Source organism: Paenibacillus sp. A14 (assembly GCF_036864815.1).
In the GTDB taxonomy this organism is placed as follows: Bacteria; Bacillota; Bacilli; order Paenibacillales; family Paenibacillaceae; genus Fontibacillus; species Fontibacillus sanfengchensis.
Genome location: NZ_JBAGJD010000011.1, coordinates 58,893 through 74,468, shown reverse-complemented (window position 1 = coordinate 74,468; position 15,576 = coordinate 58,893). Strand labels below are relative to the sequence as shown.

General features: G+C 52.3%; 12 protein-coding genes. 3 read left to right on the top strand and 9 right to left on the bottom strand.

Features of this window, described 5'->3' with window-relative positions; translation table 11 throughout:
• Nucleotides 1–40: 40 nt before the first annotated feature.
• From V4U88_RS22450 to V4U88_RS22420, 7 genes are all read right to left on the bottom strand, one after another.
• Complete coding sequence (locus V4U88_RS22450; RefSeq protein WP_334075478.1) at nucleotides 41–1,801, bottom strand: glycoside hydrolase family 2 protein; 1,761 nt, start codon at nucleotides 1,799–1,801, stop codon at nucleotides 41–43.
• Between the two features lie 49 nt (nucleotides 1,802–1,850).
• The gene (locus V4U88_RS22445) at nucleotides 1,851–2,657 is read right to left on the bottom strand and encodes a carbohydrate ABC transporter permease (protein WP_334075509.1); all 807 of its coding nucleotides are present in this window, start codon (nucleotides 2,655–2,657) and stop codon (nucleotides 1,851–1,853) included.
• Nucleotides 2,657–3,547, bottom strand: coding sequence for a carbohydrate ABC transporter permease (locus V4U88_RS22440; RefSeq protein ID WP_334075477.1), 891 nt, complete (start codon nucleotides 3,545–3,547; stop codon nucleotides 2,657–2,659). The genes V4U88_RS22445 and V4U88_RS22440 overlap by 1 nt, the downstream gene beginning before the upstream one ends.
• A gap of 79 nt (nucleotides 3,548–3,626) precedes the next feature.
• Complete coding sequence (locus V4U88_RS22435) at nucleotides 3,627–4,979, bottom strand: ABC transporter substrate-binding protein (RefSeq protein ID WP_334075476.1); 1,353 nt, start codon at nucleotides 4,977–4,979, stop codon at nucleotides 3,627–3,629.
• 283 nt (nucleotides 4,980–5,262) lie between these two features.
• The gene (locus V4U88_RS22430) at nucleotides 5,263–6,201 is read right to left on the bottom strand and encodes an ArsR/SmtB family transcription factor (protein ID WP_334075475.1); all 939 of its coding nucleotides are present in this window, start codon (nucleotides 6,199–6,201) and stop codon (nucleotides 5,263–5,265) included.
• Between the two features lie 230 nt (nucleotides 6,202–6,431).
• Nucleotides 6,432–7,400, bottom strand: a complete 969-nt coding sequence (locus tag V4U88_RS22425; protein ID WP_334075474.1) for a glycoside hydrolase family 43 protein — start codon at nucleotides 7,398–7,400, stop codon at nucleotides 6,432–6,434.
• Nucleotides 7,401–7,436: 36 nt separating this feature from the next.
• Nucleotides 7,437–10,190: a glycoside hydrolase family 2 protein gene (locus V4U88_RS22420; protein ID WP_334075473.1), complete on the bottom strand. Its 2,754-nt coding sequence runs from the start codon at nucleotides 10,188–10,190 to the stop codon at nucleotides 7,437–7,439.
• A 146-nt stretch (nucleotides 10,191–10,336) separates the two neighbouring features.
• Here V4U88_RS22420 and V4U88_RS22415 point away from each other — a divergent pair, with 146 nt between their 5' ends.
• The gene (locus V4U88_RS22415) at nucleotides 10,337–11,272 is read left to right on the top strand and encodes an ArsR/SmtB family transcription factor (RefSeq protein ID WP_334075472.1); all 936 of its coding nucleotides are present in this window, start codon (nucleotides 10,337–10,339) and stop codon (nucleotides 11,270–11,272) included.
• 612 nt (nucleotides 11,273–11,884) lie between these two features.
• Here the strand turns inward: V4U88_RS22415 and V4U88_RS22410 are convergent.
• Nucleotides 11,885–12,781, bottom strand: coding sequence for a LysR family transcriptional regulator (locus tag V4U88_RS22410; protein WP_334075471.1), 897 nt, complete (start codon nucleotides 12,779–12,781; stop codon nucleotides 11,885–11,887).
• 98 nt (nucleotides 12,782–12,879) lie between these two features.
• Here V4U88_RS22410 and V4U88_RS22405 point away from each other — a divergent pair, with 98 nt between their 5' ends.
• A complete protein-coding gene (locus tag V4U88_RS22405; protein WP_334075470.1) occupies nucleotides 12,880–13,803 on the top strand; it encodes a DMT family transporter in 924 nt (307 codons plus the stop codon).
• Between the two features lie 35 nt (nucleotides 13,804–13,838).
• Here V4U88_RS22405 and V4U88_RS22400 read toward each other — a convergent pair whose 3' ends face one another.
• A complete protein-coding gene (locus tag V4U88_RS22400; protein ID WP_334075469.1) occupies nucleotides 13,839–14,699 on the bottom strand; it encodes an MBL fold metallo-hydrolase in 861 nt (286 codons plus the stop codon).
• A gap of 158 nt (nucleotides 14,700–14,857) precedes the next feature.
• Between V4U88_RS22400 and V4U88_RS22395 the strand changes: the two genes are divergently transcribed.
• On the top strand, nucleotides 14,858–15,280 hold the full coding sequence (locus V4U88_RS22395) for a DUF2500 domain-containing protein (protein ID WP_334075468.1): 423 nt from the start codon (nucleotides 14,858–14,860) through the stop codon (nucleotides 15,278–15,280).
• The last annotated feature ends 296 nt before the right edge of the window (nucleotides 15,281–15,576 follow it).

The following is a 15,576-nucleotide window of genomic DNA, read 5'->3' as shown; positions in this document are numbered from 1 at the left end:
ACGGCAGAATCGTTGGGTAACGTCATCTACCGTTTTCAAATTATTTTCGGGTTCCCTCCACGATCGCGCGGATCGTCTCCAGCGGAAGCTTCGGCTTCCGGTCATACGTCAACAAGCCGTTGATCTCTTGCTCGACATCGCTGAATTGGGTGTAACAGAATCCTTGAATGACCGGAGATTGCCGCATCGGCTCTACGACGTTCCTCAACCGCTCCGCGAAATCCTCCTCATTTTCCGCCCCGGAGTAACCCCATCCTTCCCACTCATTCTTCTTGAAGGAGATCCCTCCAAATTCCGTGACGAGTATCGGCTGTCCCGCATAGGGGAAGCCGGGGACCAGAATCCAACGGTTACCCGGCTGCGCACTCAGCGCCGCATCTTTGGTTGCATAGCGCTCCGTCAGCACCTCGCGCCGCCATTCATAATCATGGACGGTCACCAAATCCGTGCTGACCAGCTCCCAGCCGTCATTGGAGATGACGGGACGCGTCGGGTCGAGCGATTTGGTCATATGGTAGACCGCCAAAGCATGCTGCTGTTGCTGCTTGTCGACCAGAATGTTGGGCACGCCCCAGCTCTCATTGAGCGGAACCCAGGCCACGATGCACGGATGATTGTAATCCCGCTCCACGGCCTGAATCCACTCCTGCGTCATCCGTGCCACGTAAGGCTCGGAAAACTGGTATGCGTTGGCCATTTCGCCCCAAACCAGCAAGCCCAGGCGATCCGCCCAATACAAGTAGCGGGGATCCTCGATTTTTTGATGCTTGCGCGCGCCGTTGAAGCCCATTTCCTTCGTCAATTCTACGTCTCTACGCAGATCGTCATCGCTCGGGGCGGTCAGTATACCCTCCGGGAAATAACCCTGGTCCAGCACCATTTTCATGAAATAGGACCGGTTATTCAGCAGCAGCTTCCCGTCCTCAATGGATATTTTCCGCATGCCGAAATAGCTTTTTACATTATCAGCAACCACGCCATCCACGCTCAAGGTCAATTCCAGATCGTATAAATTCGGTTTTTCCGGCGTCCACCAGCGTCCCAGCCCATGGTCGTTGAAATCTTCAAGATGAATGTGCCGGCTGGCCGACTCATGCTTCAGCGAGAACATATCTTCCGCCACAAATTCACCTTTGAACGTAATAGTGGCTTTTACGTTGACCAGCGCGCCCGGGCGATAGCCGGACAGAAAAACATCCAACGCTATATTGTTTTCGTCGATGTCGGGAGTCAGGCGGATTCGCCGGATATACGTTTCCGGAACCGGCTCAAGCCATACGCTTTGCCAGATGCCGGTCGTGCGCGTATAGAAAATTCCTGCGGATTTTTCTTCCCAGAACTGTTTGCCCCTCGGCAGCGTCACATCCCGGCTATAATCGGTCGCTTTCACTATGACGGTATTATCGCCTTCGGTAAGGACATCCGTAATGTCGGTATGAAACGGGGTATGCCCGCCCTCATGCAGCGCTACCAGCTTTCCGTTCACCCAGACCTTCGCCTCATAGTCGACGGCACCGAAATGAAGCAGCAGCCTGCCTTTTCTATAGGTATCAGGTACGGAAAACACTTTCCGATACCAAACTGTATCATGGAATCCCGTATCGTCTATTCCGCTTAACTTGCTTTGATAACAGAACGGCACGATGATTTTGCTGGCGAAATCATGATTTTCGTACCATGCTTCCCGCTCGCCCGTTCCGTTATCGTCGTAATCGAAATCCCACTCCCCGTTCAAACTTATCCATGCTTCCCGTACAAATTGCGGCCGGGGATATTCATTGCGTACTAGTTGATCAGCCATTGTTTCTACTCCTTCTTTATCCAGTAGTTATATCTTAGTGCCATTTCGCTCATCCTTTAATTCCCGAAAGGCTGACTCCCTTAATGATCTGACGCTCGAAAATCAGGAACAGCAGCATGATCGGCAATGAAGCTACGGTATTGATAACCATCGGCTTCACATAATCTTCCGTGTACTGATTCATTAAAGTAGGAATCCCCATCGGCAGCGTGAACAGGTTGTCGTCGGTCACCGACAGGAATGGCCAGAGGAAATTGTTCCAGGAGCCGATAAACGTCAGAATCGCGATCGAGACGAGCGCGGGACGGGTGAGCGGAAGCATGATGTTTACGAAAATCCGCCAAATGCCCCCGCCGTCGATCTGAACGCTCTCCAGCAGGTCGTTCGGAATTCCGTCGAAGAAGCTTTTCAACACGATGATTGCGAAGGGCGATGCCAGAGCCGGGAAGATCAGACCCATGTAGGAATTCAAAATCCCCAAATCTTTGGCGACCTGGTACAGCGGAATGAGAATCGCTTCCCCCGGAATAAGTAGCCCGGCCAAAATGAAGAAAAACATAAACGCCCTATACCGGAACGGAACCTTGGACATCGCAAACCCCGCCATCGCAGCGATGACCAGGGTCAACAGGGTCACGCATACGGCGATAAGAAAGCTGTTCCAGGACCACTGGATCAGTTTGGTGCCGGTGATGATTTCATGATAGACCGCGAAGGAATAAGGCGGTGTAAACCAGTCCATGACGGACGTGATTTTCATGCCTTCTTTTTTCACCGAAACCACAAGCATCCAGACAAGCGGAAAAGCAAACAACAAAGCCATAAACATGGAAAAAATCCGGTAAAACCATTTCATCACTGGTTCGCCCCCTTCCGGTTATTGATCCAATATTGCAGCCCGGACAACACTAGAAGAATGGCGAACAGCATATAGGACATGGTGGACGCGTACCCCAGATCGTTTTTGCGGAAGCCCGTTTGCCAAATCAGCTGGATGACGGGACGCGTCTGATCCAGAGGTCCCCCGCCGGTCATGACATAGATCTGCATGAACACTTTAAATGAAGCTATGATTTGCAGCATCGTGATCGTTTTCGTAATCGGGCTTAACAGCGGCAGCGTGATCTTCCAAAACAGTTGGGCATCGGTCGCCCCGTCCAAACGCGCCGCTTCATAGACTTCGTCCGGCACGTCCTGCATCGCCGATAAGTACAAAATAAAGTTAAAGCCGACCGTCCACCATAACGTTAATAGCGAGATGGCGATCCAGGCCAGATTCGTTTCCGTCAGCCAAAAGATCTCCGAACCTTCGGGAAGCAGCTTCACTAAATGAAGCAAAGAGTTGACAAGTCCCGTATAAGGCTGAAACACGAACAATCCCAGAAAAGAGGCAACCGCCACGGACAGAATGCTCGGGATAAAAAACACGCTGCGGTAGAATCTTTGCAGCCTGGAATTACGGTTGGCGATGAGCGCCAGAATAATGGCCAAAACGATCATAAGCGGCGTTGTGATGATGACAAAAATCGTGGAATGCCAGATGGATGCCCAAAAATCGTGGTCTTGAAACATCCGCTCGTAGTTGCCAAGCCCAACATACTTCATCTTTTTGATAAGCGTCCATTTATAGAAGCTCATCTCCACGCCCTTGATCATCGGCCAGATAGTAAACAGGAAATAAACGACCAAGAAGGGGAGCAGGAACAGGAATGCCTGCACGTCCGCTCTCAATTTGTTCATTTTCATAAGTGCCGTACCTCCCCATATGACCGGCAGACTCTACGGCCCATGCCGCAAAGTCCGCCGAATTCATTGCCTTGATCCGCTATTCGTTTAATATCTTCTGTACTTCATCCGACATTTTGGCAATACCGTCCGCCGGGCTCATTTTGTTCGCCCATACTTCGTTCAAGTATTTAAACATGGCCAAGTCGCGGATTTGCCAGTTCTTCGTAGACGGCTTGCTGAATTTAACGGTGGAAGCTACGGAAACATAATCGCTGCGGTACGGGAGATCTTTGAATTCCTGTTTTTCAAAAACGGACGGCTTGGATGGAATATGCCCCGCCTTCGCCCATACCTGACCGTTGTCGGCCAGCCAGTTAGCGAAAGTAATCGCCGCCTTCCGCTTCGCCGGATCTTCCTTCTTCGTTACCGGAAGAATAACGGTGTGCGCATCGCCCCAGGTTGCTTCCTGATCGAACACTTTCGGAATCGGCATCGCTCCGAATTCAAGCCCTTTCGTCGATTCCCAAGTACCTGTCGCCCAAACTCCGGTCATCATGATCGCTGCCGTGCCGCTTTGGAAATTTTTGTAGAAGTCGGGGTCGTTCAATTTAATCACTTTATATTTGTGGTACAAGTCCTGAATATACTGGGCGGCTTGAACCGCTTTGTCCGTATCGATTTGCGCCGAATTCAGATCGTCGGAAACTACGTCATTGCCTCCCAGTTGGGAATAAAGCGCCCACCACAAGCGGAACGGATCGTCGTTCGTGTTCGACAGGGCAAACGGTGTCACCTTTTGCGGCAGCTTGTCTTTTAGTGTAGTCAGGAATTTGACGAACCCGTCGGCCGACTGCTCCAGAATCGGCTTGCCTTCGCCGTCGAGCAGGCCCGCTTCCTTCAGCAGTTTCTTGTTGTAATACATGATGAACGGATGCGTATCGATCGGCACCGCATAGTGCGCTCCGTCTACAATCGAAGCATCCAGAATATTCTGATTAAAGCTTGCCCAGTCCACGCCGGCCTCTTCGGCCACGTCGTCCAACTCCGAGACAACTCCCTGGTTGATCAGATCGGGCAAACGGGAAATATGGGAGATTCCGACGTCGGGACCATTGCCGTTACCGACTGCGGTAATCAGCTTCGTGTAATACTCTCCCCACTCGAGCTTTGTATTCTTGACTTGAATGTCCGGATGCTCCTTGTTGAAGGCGTCGATCATCGCCTGCATATTGTCGCCGTCCCCGCCTGCGAACAATGTCCAGAACGATAAGGTGACTTTCTCTCCGCCGGCATCTGAAGCGCTTCCATTTTTTTGATCGGCACTTCCTTCATTCGTAGTGCCTGTTCCATCGTTTTTACCCGAATTGCCGCTGTTGCCGCCGCCGCATCCGCTTAATACTAAGGACAATGAGAGCAATAAGGCGAGCACAATCCCAAAACTTTTTTTCATATTGACCTCCCCTTTGACTTTTGATCGGCACAAAACATTATTATTGTTTTATTACATAATTTTTGTACCTTTGAAGCTAATATAATGCTATATCAACGGATTGTCAACGGTTTCAAACTATTTTTGTGTAATATTTTATATTATTAACCGTTTGTTACAAATATATTGTAATAAATATTACTACCCTAAGTTTTAACTTATAATATTCAGACAAACTCTGACCAGCCCAGCCCTATCGTTACAAAAATAAAGAACCATCACCCCCCTAAGAAATGATGGTTCTTTATTCCGCTTCTTCCTGAGTATAAGTTACCCGCATGACAATATCCTGATCGTAATCCCCGAATTGTTTGCCGAAAAGGTTAACGCCGCCCTTGTGCACCGCATCCGACTTGACTCCGATCCGCAACCTCAGGCTGGGGCGCTGATTCAATTGCAAATCGTTTATTGTCACCTCGGACACTTTTTGCATATCCAGCGTCGTTCGTTCATGGTCGATACGCCAAGTTTTCAACAACCCGTATTGCGTCGTCCAATCCAGCCACCATGTCGGATTCAGCACGCCCCGCCGGTCGCCGAAATCACCGGGACTGGTCCACATTCCGATCTCAACTCCGTTGACCCACACCGAAATATCCGAAGGCCAATCATTGTCATAATTCGGCGCTTCCGAACACATCTCCATAGAAAGCTCGATCGATTGAATCGTCGCATTCTGGGGAATCTCCAAAGGGAGCAGATATTCCACATACCCTTTGCGGAACCAGATAATTTGCGCGCCCACATGCTTCGGGTGATAAAAGCTGGCCGGTTCGTCCTCCCTGACCAGCATTCCCTCATGGGTAGCCATGCCGCATGTCGGGTGAACTTCACAATCGCTATAATGCCCGATCGGCATCTCCACCTCATAAAACTTCATTCCGTCCTTGGTAGAACGAACGCTTGAGTTTAGCGTAATCAATATATCATCATAATTCCGGCTGCAGACCTTCATCGCCCCGCGTACGGCCGGAAGCAGCTCCGTATTGATGAGTTTGGCCGCTTCGAGTATCTTAACGTTGTTGGCGACCGTGGAAACCGGAAGCTGCAGCGCCTCGGCAAGTTCAATAACATTCATGCTCCGCGTATTCAGCAGACGAAGAATATCGACCCTGGATCGCGTGGATAGGGCATGGGCAACCTGAACCAGTTTATCAGCTTCGTGGATACCGACTTCCAACATAAGAATCCTCCCGCAGATTTTACAAGAATTTTACATAAACAATCTCTAATGTACTTTACTACAAAAAGCTGTATTAAAGCAATAATATTAATTATATTGGGGATTTTGCTGCTCGTATAGCTTGTATTGCTTATGAAAACATAAAAAAACATAAAAACCGGCATCTATCGTGCCGGTTTTTAAAGTATATATGCCTATTCGATCATAGTCCGCATGCTTCTGCGGATAAATTATTCTCCCGAGGGTAAAGGTATTGCCGTCTCCGTTGCCAACGGAACGCCCAAATCCGGCTCCCCGTTCTCTTTCCAGCCGATTTTTTGAATCCGCGTGCTGCGCGGGCTACCCGCCGAACGGTCCCGTTCCGCCTCCGAATAGGAATAGGCATGGTAAACCAGCCAATCTTCCGAACCATCCGGCGAAACGGTAAAACTGTTGTGCCCGGGTGCGTAAACCCGCGCTTCCGGGTTCTTGGCAAAGACAGGGCCGCCAAGCTTGATCCATGACCCGGCATCCAGAAGATCCTCGGCTTCCGATATCATCGTCATGCCCAGACAGTAATCGTCGGACCAGGTCGCGCTTGCTGAAAAAACGAGATATATCCGCCCGTTTCTCCGCAAAAACGACGGTCCTTCGTTAATGGCCATCCCGCCTTGCTTCTCCCAGGGTTCCGTCGGTGCCGTTATAAGCACGTTAGGTCCCGTCAATGTCCAGGGATTAACCATGCGGGCGGCATAAATGGCCGATCCGTAATCCAGAAAATGGCCATAGCCGGAATAAAAGAAATACAACTCGCCCCGGTGCGGCAATATCGTTCCATCCAGGCCCGGATATTCCGTATTGACGGCGCCTTTAAATATCCACTCGTCGTTCAGGGGGTCGTCGCCTTTAAGCTGAAGCACGCATACTCTCCTGGTCTCGTCTCCCCCGCCGCCGTCGTTCGCCGTATAGTAGATATACCAGTTGCCTTCGATATAATGTAATTCAGGCGCCCATAAGTGATGAGAATAAGGCCCCGGCGCCTCAGGCATCCAGATGGTTTTTGGAGCAGCGCTTCCCAGTTCTGTCATGGTTTTGCCATGCCAAAGCGCGATGCGGTCCCCCAGGGTAACCGTCATATAATAAATGCCGTCTTCCCGCTTAATAATCCATGGATCGGCCCCGTTCTGCAAAATCGGGTTGCTGAATGAATTCCGGCTCATGGCCAGCCTCCTTTGTCCCCATGCTATGAATCAAGCCTATCCGTTGTACCGGATCAGCAGATCCAGCGGATAACGCCCGGCATTGCGGCCGTACAAGGCCACGCCGCCTTCCTCTGCCTGCAATTCCAAGCGGAAAGTACGGCTGCGGTTCAGCCTGGCCGTCAATTGCACCGGGACGCTCAACCTGCAAAGATAGCCGTACGATCCGGCTTCATCCAGTTTGTTCGCGACTGGCTGGTAATGCCAAGACAATACGCCGCGGCTGTCCGCCGGATCGTCCGGCAGAACAAGGGAGCCGATCTCCTCGCCGTCGATCAGCACGTTTAGGCGGGAAGGATGCTTTTCCTCATCAGTCATGTAATAGGTGTTGGGGTTATATTCCACCTTCGCGTCGGCGCCATGCATCGCGCCAATTCCCATGTCGGTATCGATCGAACCTTCGATATTCCGGGCCAATACCCGCTTCGCGCCGGCTTCGAATACAATTTCTATATCGTAAATGGCGGTCTGCTCCGCTATACCGGGCAGTGCTACGTCATAAATAAAACGGCCCTTCCCCGCACCGCTCACTTTCGCGCCTTGAATCGAGGTCCACTGATGCTCAAACGTCTGCTCCGCGTAAGAGCCTACCGGGATTTGAATGACACCGCCTCCCGCTGCGTATCCGCCAGCCTCGCCGCTTCTTACGTCGAACGTGATAAAGTTCCGCGTAATCGTTCGTCCCGCTTCATCCATCAGGGATACCGCAAGCACGGCTACCGCATCCCGGTCAGGCATCGTCAGAGACAGCGCGGAAAGCGGTGCAACGCCGTAGCCCTCCCAATCGACCTGTAAAAGACCGCTGTCCCCCACGGTGCGAACGCCCAGATGATCATGCCACAGCTCCCATTTCAACGTCAGCTTTTGTCCATGATACCGGTCGCTGAAGCTCGAACGCAGCATGGGAACAACAGCCTGTTCACACGCGGAAATCGTTCGGCACGGAGGCGCGTCGAGCACGATGAAATCCGGAGAATGCAGATCGGCCATCGTCATGCCGGGCACAAAGGCGTCATAGCCAAAGTCTTTTCCCGTTCCATCGAGACGGTAATAACCGTTGAATTCGTTCGTCACGTCGCGGAACTCGGTGAACACAAACCCGCACAGCTTGTCGTGCTTGCGAAATTCATTCATCATGTAGCGGTAATGCCAGGCCAGGTCGCTGTCGCCCGCGCCGCCTTCAATGCCCCATACATTGCCGCACTCGCTGTTCATCAGCGGCGCGTCGGATTGGACATTTCCGCCGATGCAATTGAAGGACGAGCCCGGATAGGTTTTGCCGACGACGTCGTCCAAATGGGCGCGGACCTGGTCATATCCGTTGATATAGAAATGCCATGTATTGATATCGGTCTCGACATGATCATAATTGCAAGGCGAATTATCCTCGACGATCCGGGTCGGATCGAGCTGCTTTGCCCAGCGGTATTTTTCGCGCACCCATTCCTGGGTTTCCGGCAAATAGCTGCTCTGCTGCCCGATATTTCCCGTAACTCCCGCTTCCTTGGGATCTGTCTTGAGCCCCCACGTTTCATTGAACATCACCCAGGAAAAAATCGACGGATGATTATAATCCCGCTCGATCACCTCAAGCGCCTCGTGCTCGTAAGCTTGGCGCGCCTTTTCGTCCGGGTTCCCCCAGAAGCAAGGCATATCCTCCATCACGAGAATCCCCAGCTTATCGGCCCAATACAGCTTACGCGGCTCTTCCGGCTTGATGTGAATCCTTACAAAATTGAGTCCCAGCCGCTTCATCAAGTAAATTTCATCCTGCATTTCCTCATCGGACGGATAGGTAAAATAACCGGTCTTGTGATACGACTGATCCAGTGTACCGTTCAAATAAACCGGCTTGCCGTTCAGCGTAATCCAGCGGTAACCGCGGTCGCCGAAGGCGGCCGTCCCGATTTCCCGGATGCCAAAATAAGTGGCGACTTGATCAAGCCCAAAGGAACCGCCAAGCTTTAGAACTCCCTCATACAAATGCGGGGTATCCGGACTCCATAGGTGAGGATCGTTCACGATAAAGCGGGTGTTCAGTTTATTCTCGCCGGCCGAAAGTTCAGCCGTTAAGGTATGCCGAACAGCATGATCCGCGAAGTCCATAGTAAGCTCGGCTGTTCCGGCCCGGTCCGCCATGATGGTTGCGGCCACCTCGATCCGCCCATCCATAGAGGTCCTGAACTTGGCGTCTTTGAGATACGTCTGCGGGCGGGCTTCCAGCCAAACCGGCTGCCAGATGCCGCGGATTTCGCCATACCCCTGCTTCCCCCGCGCCTGATAGCTATGATCCTGATCTTCCGCCCTCACAATGATCGTATTGCTGCCGCCCATTTGCCAGACGCCGGTAACCTCAAACTCAAACGAGCCATAGCCGCCTTGATGGCTTCCGACATGGCAGCCGTTAATCCAGACGTCGCACAAATAATCCACCGCTCCAAAGCGTAAAAACAGGCGCGACCCGCTAACGGCGGGACTCCAAGTCACCATGCGCCGATACCACCCTATTCCTTTGATATCCTTACCGATTCCGGACAGGGGACTGGCCCAGGAAAATGGCACCTGAATCTCTGCGTCAAAAGGAACTTCCCTGTCCGTGTTCCATTGCCCTTGGAGGCCCTCATCGTTCGGATCAAAACGAAAAGACCAGGGACCGTTCAAATTCAGCCAATGCTGCCGCTGCCAATGCGGATGAGGAAACTCCGGGCGAGGAATCAATAAGTTCTCCGCGTTCAACAAAGAGGTACTCATGAGTATGCACGACCTTTCGCAAGAGGTTTATGCGCCCATTTTAGCACCTGTATATGATTTTTACAATGTTTATTATAGTTTTACAATATACTTACTTCATTGTACAATTAGCTCAACAATCTTTATATAAGAAGAGGAATTTTGAGATGAATGAACCTTTGCAAGAAATGATCCGCTATCCGGCTTCCCGAATTCTTGACGTGGCCAAGGCGTTATCCGGAGACCTTCGCGTCCGCATTTTGGAAGCGCTTGGGGAGAAACCCATGAGCGTCAGTCAATTGGCCGAAGCTTTGGGCGTGGCACAGCCGACGATTTCCATCAATGTGCAGACCCTCGAGCAAGCCGAACTGATCGTCTCCACCCAGGGAGCCAACCGGGAAAAAATATGCTCCATCACCTGCCGTTCCATCCAGTTGGAGCTTCCGTCCAAGCCGGGCGACGGCCTTCATCCCATCGAGAGCATTCATATGCCGATCGGGATGTACTCACATTGTTCCGTGAAGCCCTCCTGTGGCATGGCCGGCAAAGACGGGACCTTGATCGGCTCGCAGGACGACCCCCGGGTATTTTATATGCCCGAACGAATAGACGCTGCGCTGCTATGGTTTGCCGAGTCCGGTTATATCGAATACTATTTCGCCAACCCGCTGCCTCCCGGCGTCGAACTCGATGAATTGCGCATTCGCGCCGAGCTGTGTTCCGAGGCTCCTTCCTTCCGTTCGGACTGGGCTTCGGATATTACGGTCACGGTAAACGGACTAGATGCCGGCACATGGACCTGTCCGTCCGATTTTGGGGACCGTAAAGGCAAGCTGACCCCTGAACGCTGGAAAAGCGGAACCGAATACGGGATGCTGACGGAATGGCGCATCGGTCATCAGGGGAGTTCAGTAAACGGCGTCCCTGCCGCTGATACCTCGATCGGAATGCTTCATTTGGCGTATAACCAGCCCATTTCCATCCGGTTTGAAGTAAAGGAAGACGCGGTCAATAAGCGGGGGCTTAATCTGTTTGGGAGCCAATTCGGGGATCATCCGCAGGATATCGTTCTGGAGTTCATACGGCGTGGCGGGAATTCATAAGTTCTGGAGGAGTCCGATTTATTTTGATCTGCACGCACTACAAACGGGCATGCAGCTAACTTTTTAACGTGAAAACCTCCCGTTAATTTTCCGCTCTTGGGCCTAGGGTCCGATTTAGCTGGAGAAGCTCCATCTATTTCGCGGCCCAACCGCCGATATAGGCAATTTCAGGCGAATTAGCGGGCGGTTTTCCAACCAATGTGCCTCCACGGCCACATAGGCAACAAATTAACAGGAGGAATTCCAGTTAATTTAAATAATAAATTCGCGTTGAGCATAGGGTGATAAGAACCCTTCACAACGCTGCCTTATACGCAAATCAATAATTCAGCCTACAGTACAAATCCGGTCGCAAAGGCGAACGCAGCTTAAGCCTCCGATCACTAGCGCAGCATTAACAATTTGCATGTTTGCATGCCGTGCAGAAAATAAGGGCCTGCTGCGGCGCTATTTTGTCGAATTCGGCTGGGGGATTGTGAAATAGCGGCTTTTTCGCGAAAAGTTTCAGGTTTGATGCAACGTCAGTGCCGATATACTCAATAATCAGGAAGCAGCCGTTATTTCGCGAAAAAATCACCGCGGCAGACAGGCGTTTTGGTCCTGTCTCGGTTCTTAAATTTGGTCCGGGACCGGCAAACCGTCCGGCGGGAACAAGTCGAGCGTGGTCCGGATAAACAGCTTGACCGCGTGGGAGGATTCAGCGATGGAAGGCACCGCGAGCCGAATGTCGCGATAAGCTTCTGGTTCGAGCTCGCGTTTCACAAGCCGGGGCGGAAGCGTCTTGAGCGCTAGCTCGGACAGAATCGGAAAGCCGAGGCCTTCTTCCGCCATGTTAAGAGCCATACTGACGCTCTGAACGATGTATTTTGATTGCAAGCAGGCATCCGCCCGTTCGAACAGGTCGATGAGCGGCGGCTCGTATCCGGCTTTGCACGTAATGAACGGCTCCGTAGACAGCCGTTTGACGGGGATGACGGGCAGCCCGCTAAGCGGATGATCCTCCCGCAGCACCGCAAACATTTTCTCCCGGTAGAGAGGCACCGTATCCCAATCCCCATCCGGCGGAATCAGGAACGCAACGTCAATCAGCTTCGTCTCCAGCCAGTTCCTCAACTCGTCGATGTTTCCTTCGTGCAGTTCGAACTCGATGCCCGGATGCTTCTTGGCGATGGCGCCGATAATCCGGGGAAGGAAGTGTGCGGCGGCCACGGGAAAAGCCCCGACCCGGATCGTCCCGACTTGGAGCCCCTTTTCGTCGGCGACGACTTGATCCACCTTGGCGAACGCGCCAATAATCTCGCGGAACAGCACGAGAATCCGCTTGCCCGCCTCGGTCAATTGCACGCCGCTGCGGCGGTCGCGCAGAAGCAGAGGAATGTCCAGCTCCGATTCCAGCGCAGAGATCGCGCGGCTGACCGCCGGCTGCGTCATATTCAGTTCAAGGCCCGCCTTCGTAAAGCTTCCCGTCTCCGCGATTTTGACGAAAAGATGGATCTGCGTGTTTGTCATAACGTGAATGGTATGCCCCCTATAATAAACATTCATTTTCATCATGTTAAAAAATAGTGTATCATTCGGGTTGACCCTTTAACAAGGAGAGACCTCTTATGTCAGAAGCTGCACTAACCCGCAAGCAAACCCTATTTTATTTATCCTTCCTCATACTGATGTGGGGGATCAACTGGCCGTTATCCAAATATGCGCTGGAATTTACGCCGCCGCTTCTGTTCGCAGGCCTTCGGACGCTAATCGGCGGGGTTCTGCTTATCATCGTCGCGCTGCCGCGCTGGAGGAAGCTTCGGCTTCGGGAAACATGGCCTTATTATTTGATATCGGCCTTCCTCAGCATCGTTTTCTACTACGGCTTCCAGACCGTTGGCCTTCAATACATGCCCGCCGGCTTGTTCTCGGCCATCGTGTTCCTGCAGCCGGTGCTGCTCGGATTGTTCGCCTGGATGTGGCTGGGAGAGAGAATGTACGCCCGGAAAATGATCGGCCTGCTGCTCGGTTTCGCCGGTGTGGCCGTGATGAGCATCGGCGGATTTAAAGGAGGCATCTCTTTCATCGGCATCCTGCTCGCCTTGGCATCCGCGCTCAGTTGGGCGCTCGGAACCGTCTACATCAAGCGGCAGGCGGCCAAGGTCGACTCGTTGTGGATGACCGCCATGCAGATCCTGATCGGCGGCGGCGTCATGACGGCGTACGGCTCGACCGTCGAGAGCTGGTCGGAGATCCGCTGGACCGGAGCGTTTCTCTTTGACACGCTGTTCATCTCCGTCTTCGTCATCGCACTGGGCTGGCTCGTCTACTTCAAGCTGATCGGCTCGGGGGAAGCATCGAAGGTCGGATCGTTCACGTTCCTCATCCCGGTCGTCTCCATCGTCTGCAGCGTCCTGTTCCTGAACGAGCGATTGACTCTGAATCTGCTCGCGGGAATGGCGCTCATCGTCGCCAGCATTCTGCTCGTGAACGCGAAACAGAGGCGGCTCCCGGATAACGAAAAGAAGGTACTGTTCCCTCAACAATTTTGAGGAGCAGTACCTTCTTTTTCTGTTCCGGGCTCGCTCTACTCTTTCAGGAAAGCCCGCTCCGACACATACACAAACCGCTCTCCCCGCGCCATGACATGGACTTTTTGCTCGGGATAGCGTTCGTACAGGTAGTCCACAAAATATCCGGGTTTCTCCGAATTCGCCGCAAACACATCATAATGCAGCGGGATGACGGTCTCCGCGCCGATCCGCACCGCCAGCTCCGCCGCCTCCCGGTAGTTCATGTTCCCCACCAGTTCGCTTTCCCTGCGGAAATAATCCCCGCCGTTAATCGGCAGCATAGCCACATCCGGGCGGGCTTCACTCAGCAGGTCGATCAGTTCCGGATAGATCACCGTATCTCCCGCATGGTACAATTTGACGCCATTCAGCTCAATGAGATAGCCCGTGTAGCGGTGTTTTCCCGCGGCATCCTTATCCAATTGCTCGTGAGCGGCCGGAATACCCGTAATGGCCACTTTGCCGAAAAACTCTCTTCTCCGGTTCTCGGCCTCCACGATCTTGTTCTCCGCAATGCCCATCCCAAGGAGAGGTTCTTTGCAGCAGGCCGGGGCGAGGATGAACGCCCCCTTATTTTGCGCATGAAAAACGGGTAAAGTCCCTTCATCCATATGGTCCGCATGCTCATGTGTGATCAGACACAGGTCCGCCCCCGCGATATCCTCCGGCGTGATCGGTGCCGGATACGTGCGCACCGCTTCATGATGCTTCTCCAAAAAATCCGAGACGTACGGGTCAACGTAAACGGTAATGCCATCCCCTTTAATAATGACGCTTTCCTGACCCAGAAACCAGATGGCGAGCGTTCCGTACGGAACCTCCGTTTGCGCGACTTCCCGAATGAGATCTGCGCCTTTTTTATCTTGTCGTATCATACCGTTCACCCTCCCATTTGTGTTTTACTAGTATGTATTACCCGAAAACCTAATTGTTCTGAAACTAATCGACCCGTTCCCACGTTAAAACAAACAAGACGTAGATTCGGATTCTTATCATCTGAATATGCGAGACATTCGAAAAAGGAGGTAACCACATGGATACCGGATTTGGACCCTCTTCCTTCGGAGGAGGCGGCTTTGATTTCATGTTTACGCTCATTCCGATCTTGATCGCCATCGGGTTTGTGGTCGTGATCGTCCTTTCTATCGCCAACGGCGCCCGCTACATAAAAAACGCCCGCTCCCCGCGGGATTCCAGATACGTAAAAATCGTATCCAAAAGAATGGACGTCCGGCATTCTCATCATTCCGACGATAACGCCATGCATTCTTCCTCACACACTTACTACTATATCACGCTGGAGTTTGAAAACGGAGAGCGTCGGGAATTTCTGGATGTAAAAAAACTATACGGCCTGGTCGCCGAAGGCGATGTCGGTTACGCAGCCATTCAGGGGGATTGGAACGTGGCTTTTGAGCGGGATGTAGCCCATGAGCAAAGCCGGGCCCGGTTTTAATGAGCGGGCAACGGCCTAATTTATTTGGTAGATTGTGCCGTCGGTACACTTATTAACGGGAAATTGTCCCGTTAATTTCCTGCTCTTGGGCCTTGGCACCCGATTTAGCCGGAAAAGCTCCTTCTATTTCGCACTCCGACTGCCGTTGTACACAATGTCAGGCGATTTAGCGGGAGGTTTTCCAGCTAATTGGCTTCTGCAGCCGCAACAGGGCCTAAATAACGGGAGAAATTCCCGTTATTTGGCACTAGCGTTGCTAGCGGCCAGCTTCTCTTGAAAGGAAGGCAAGCGAATAA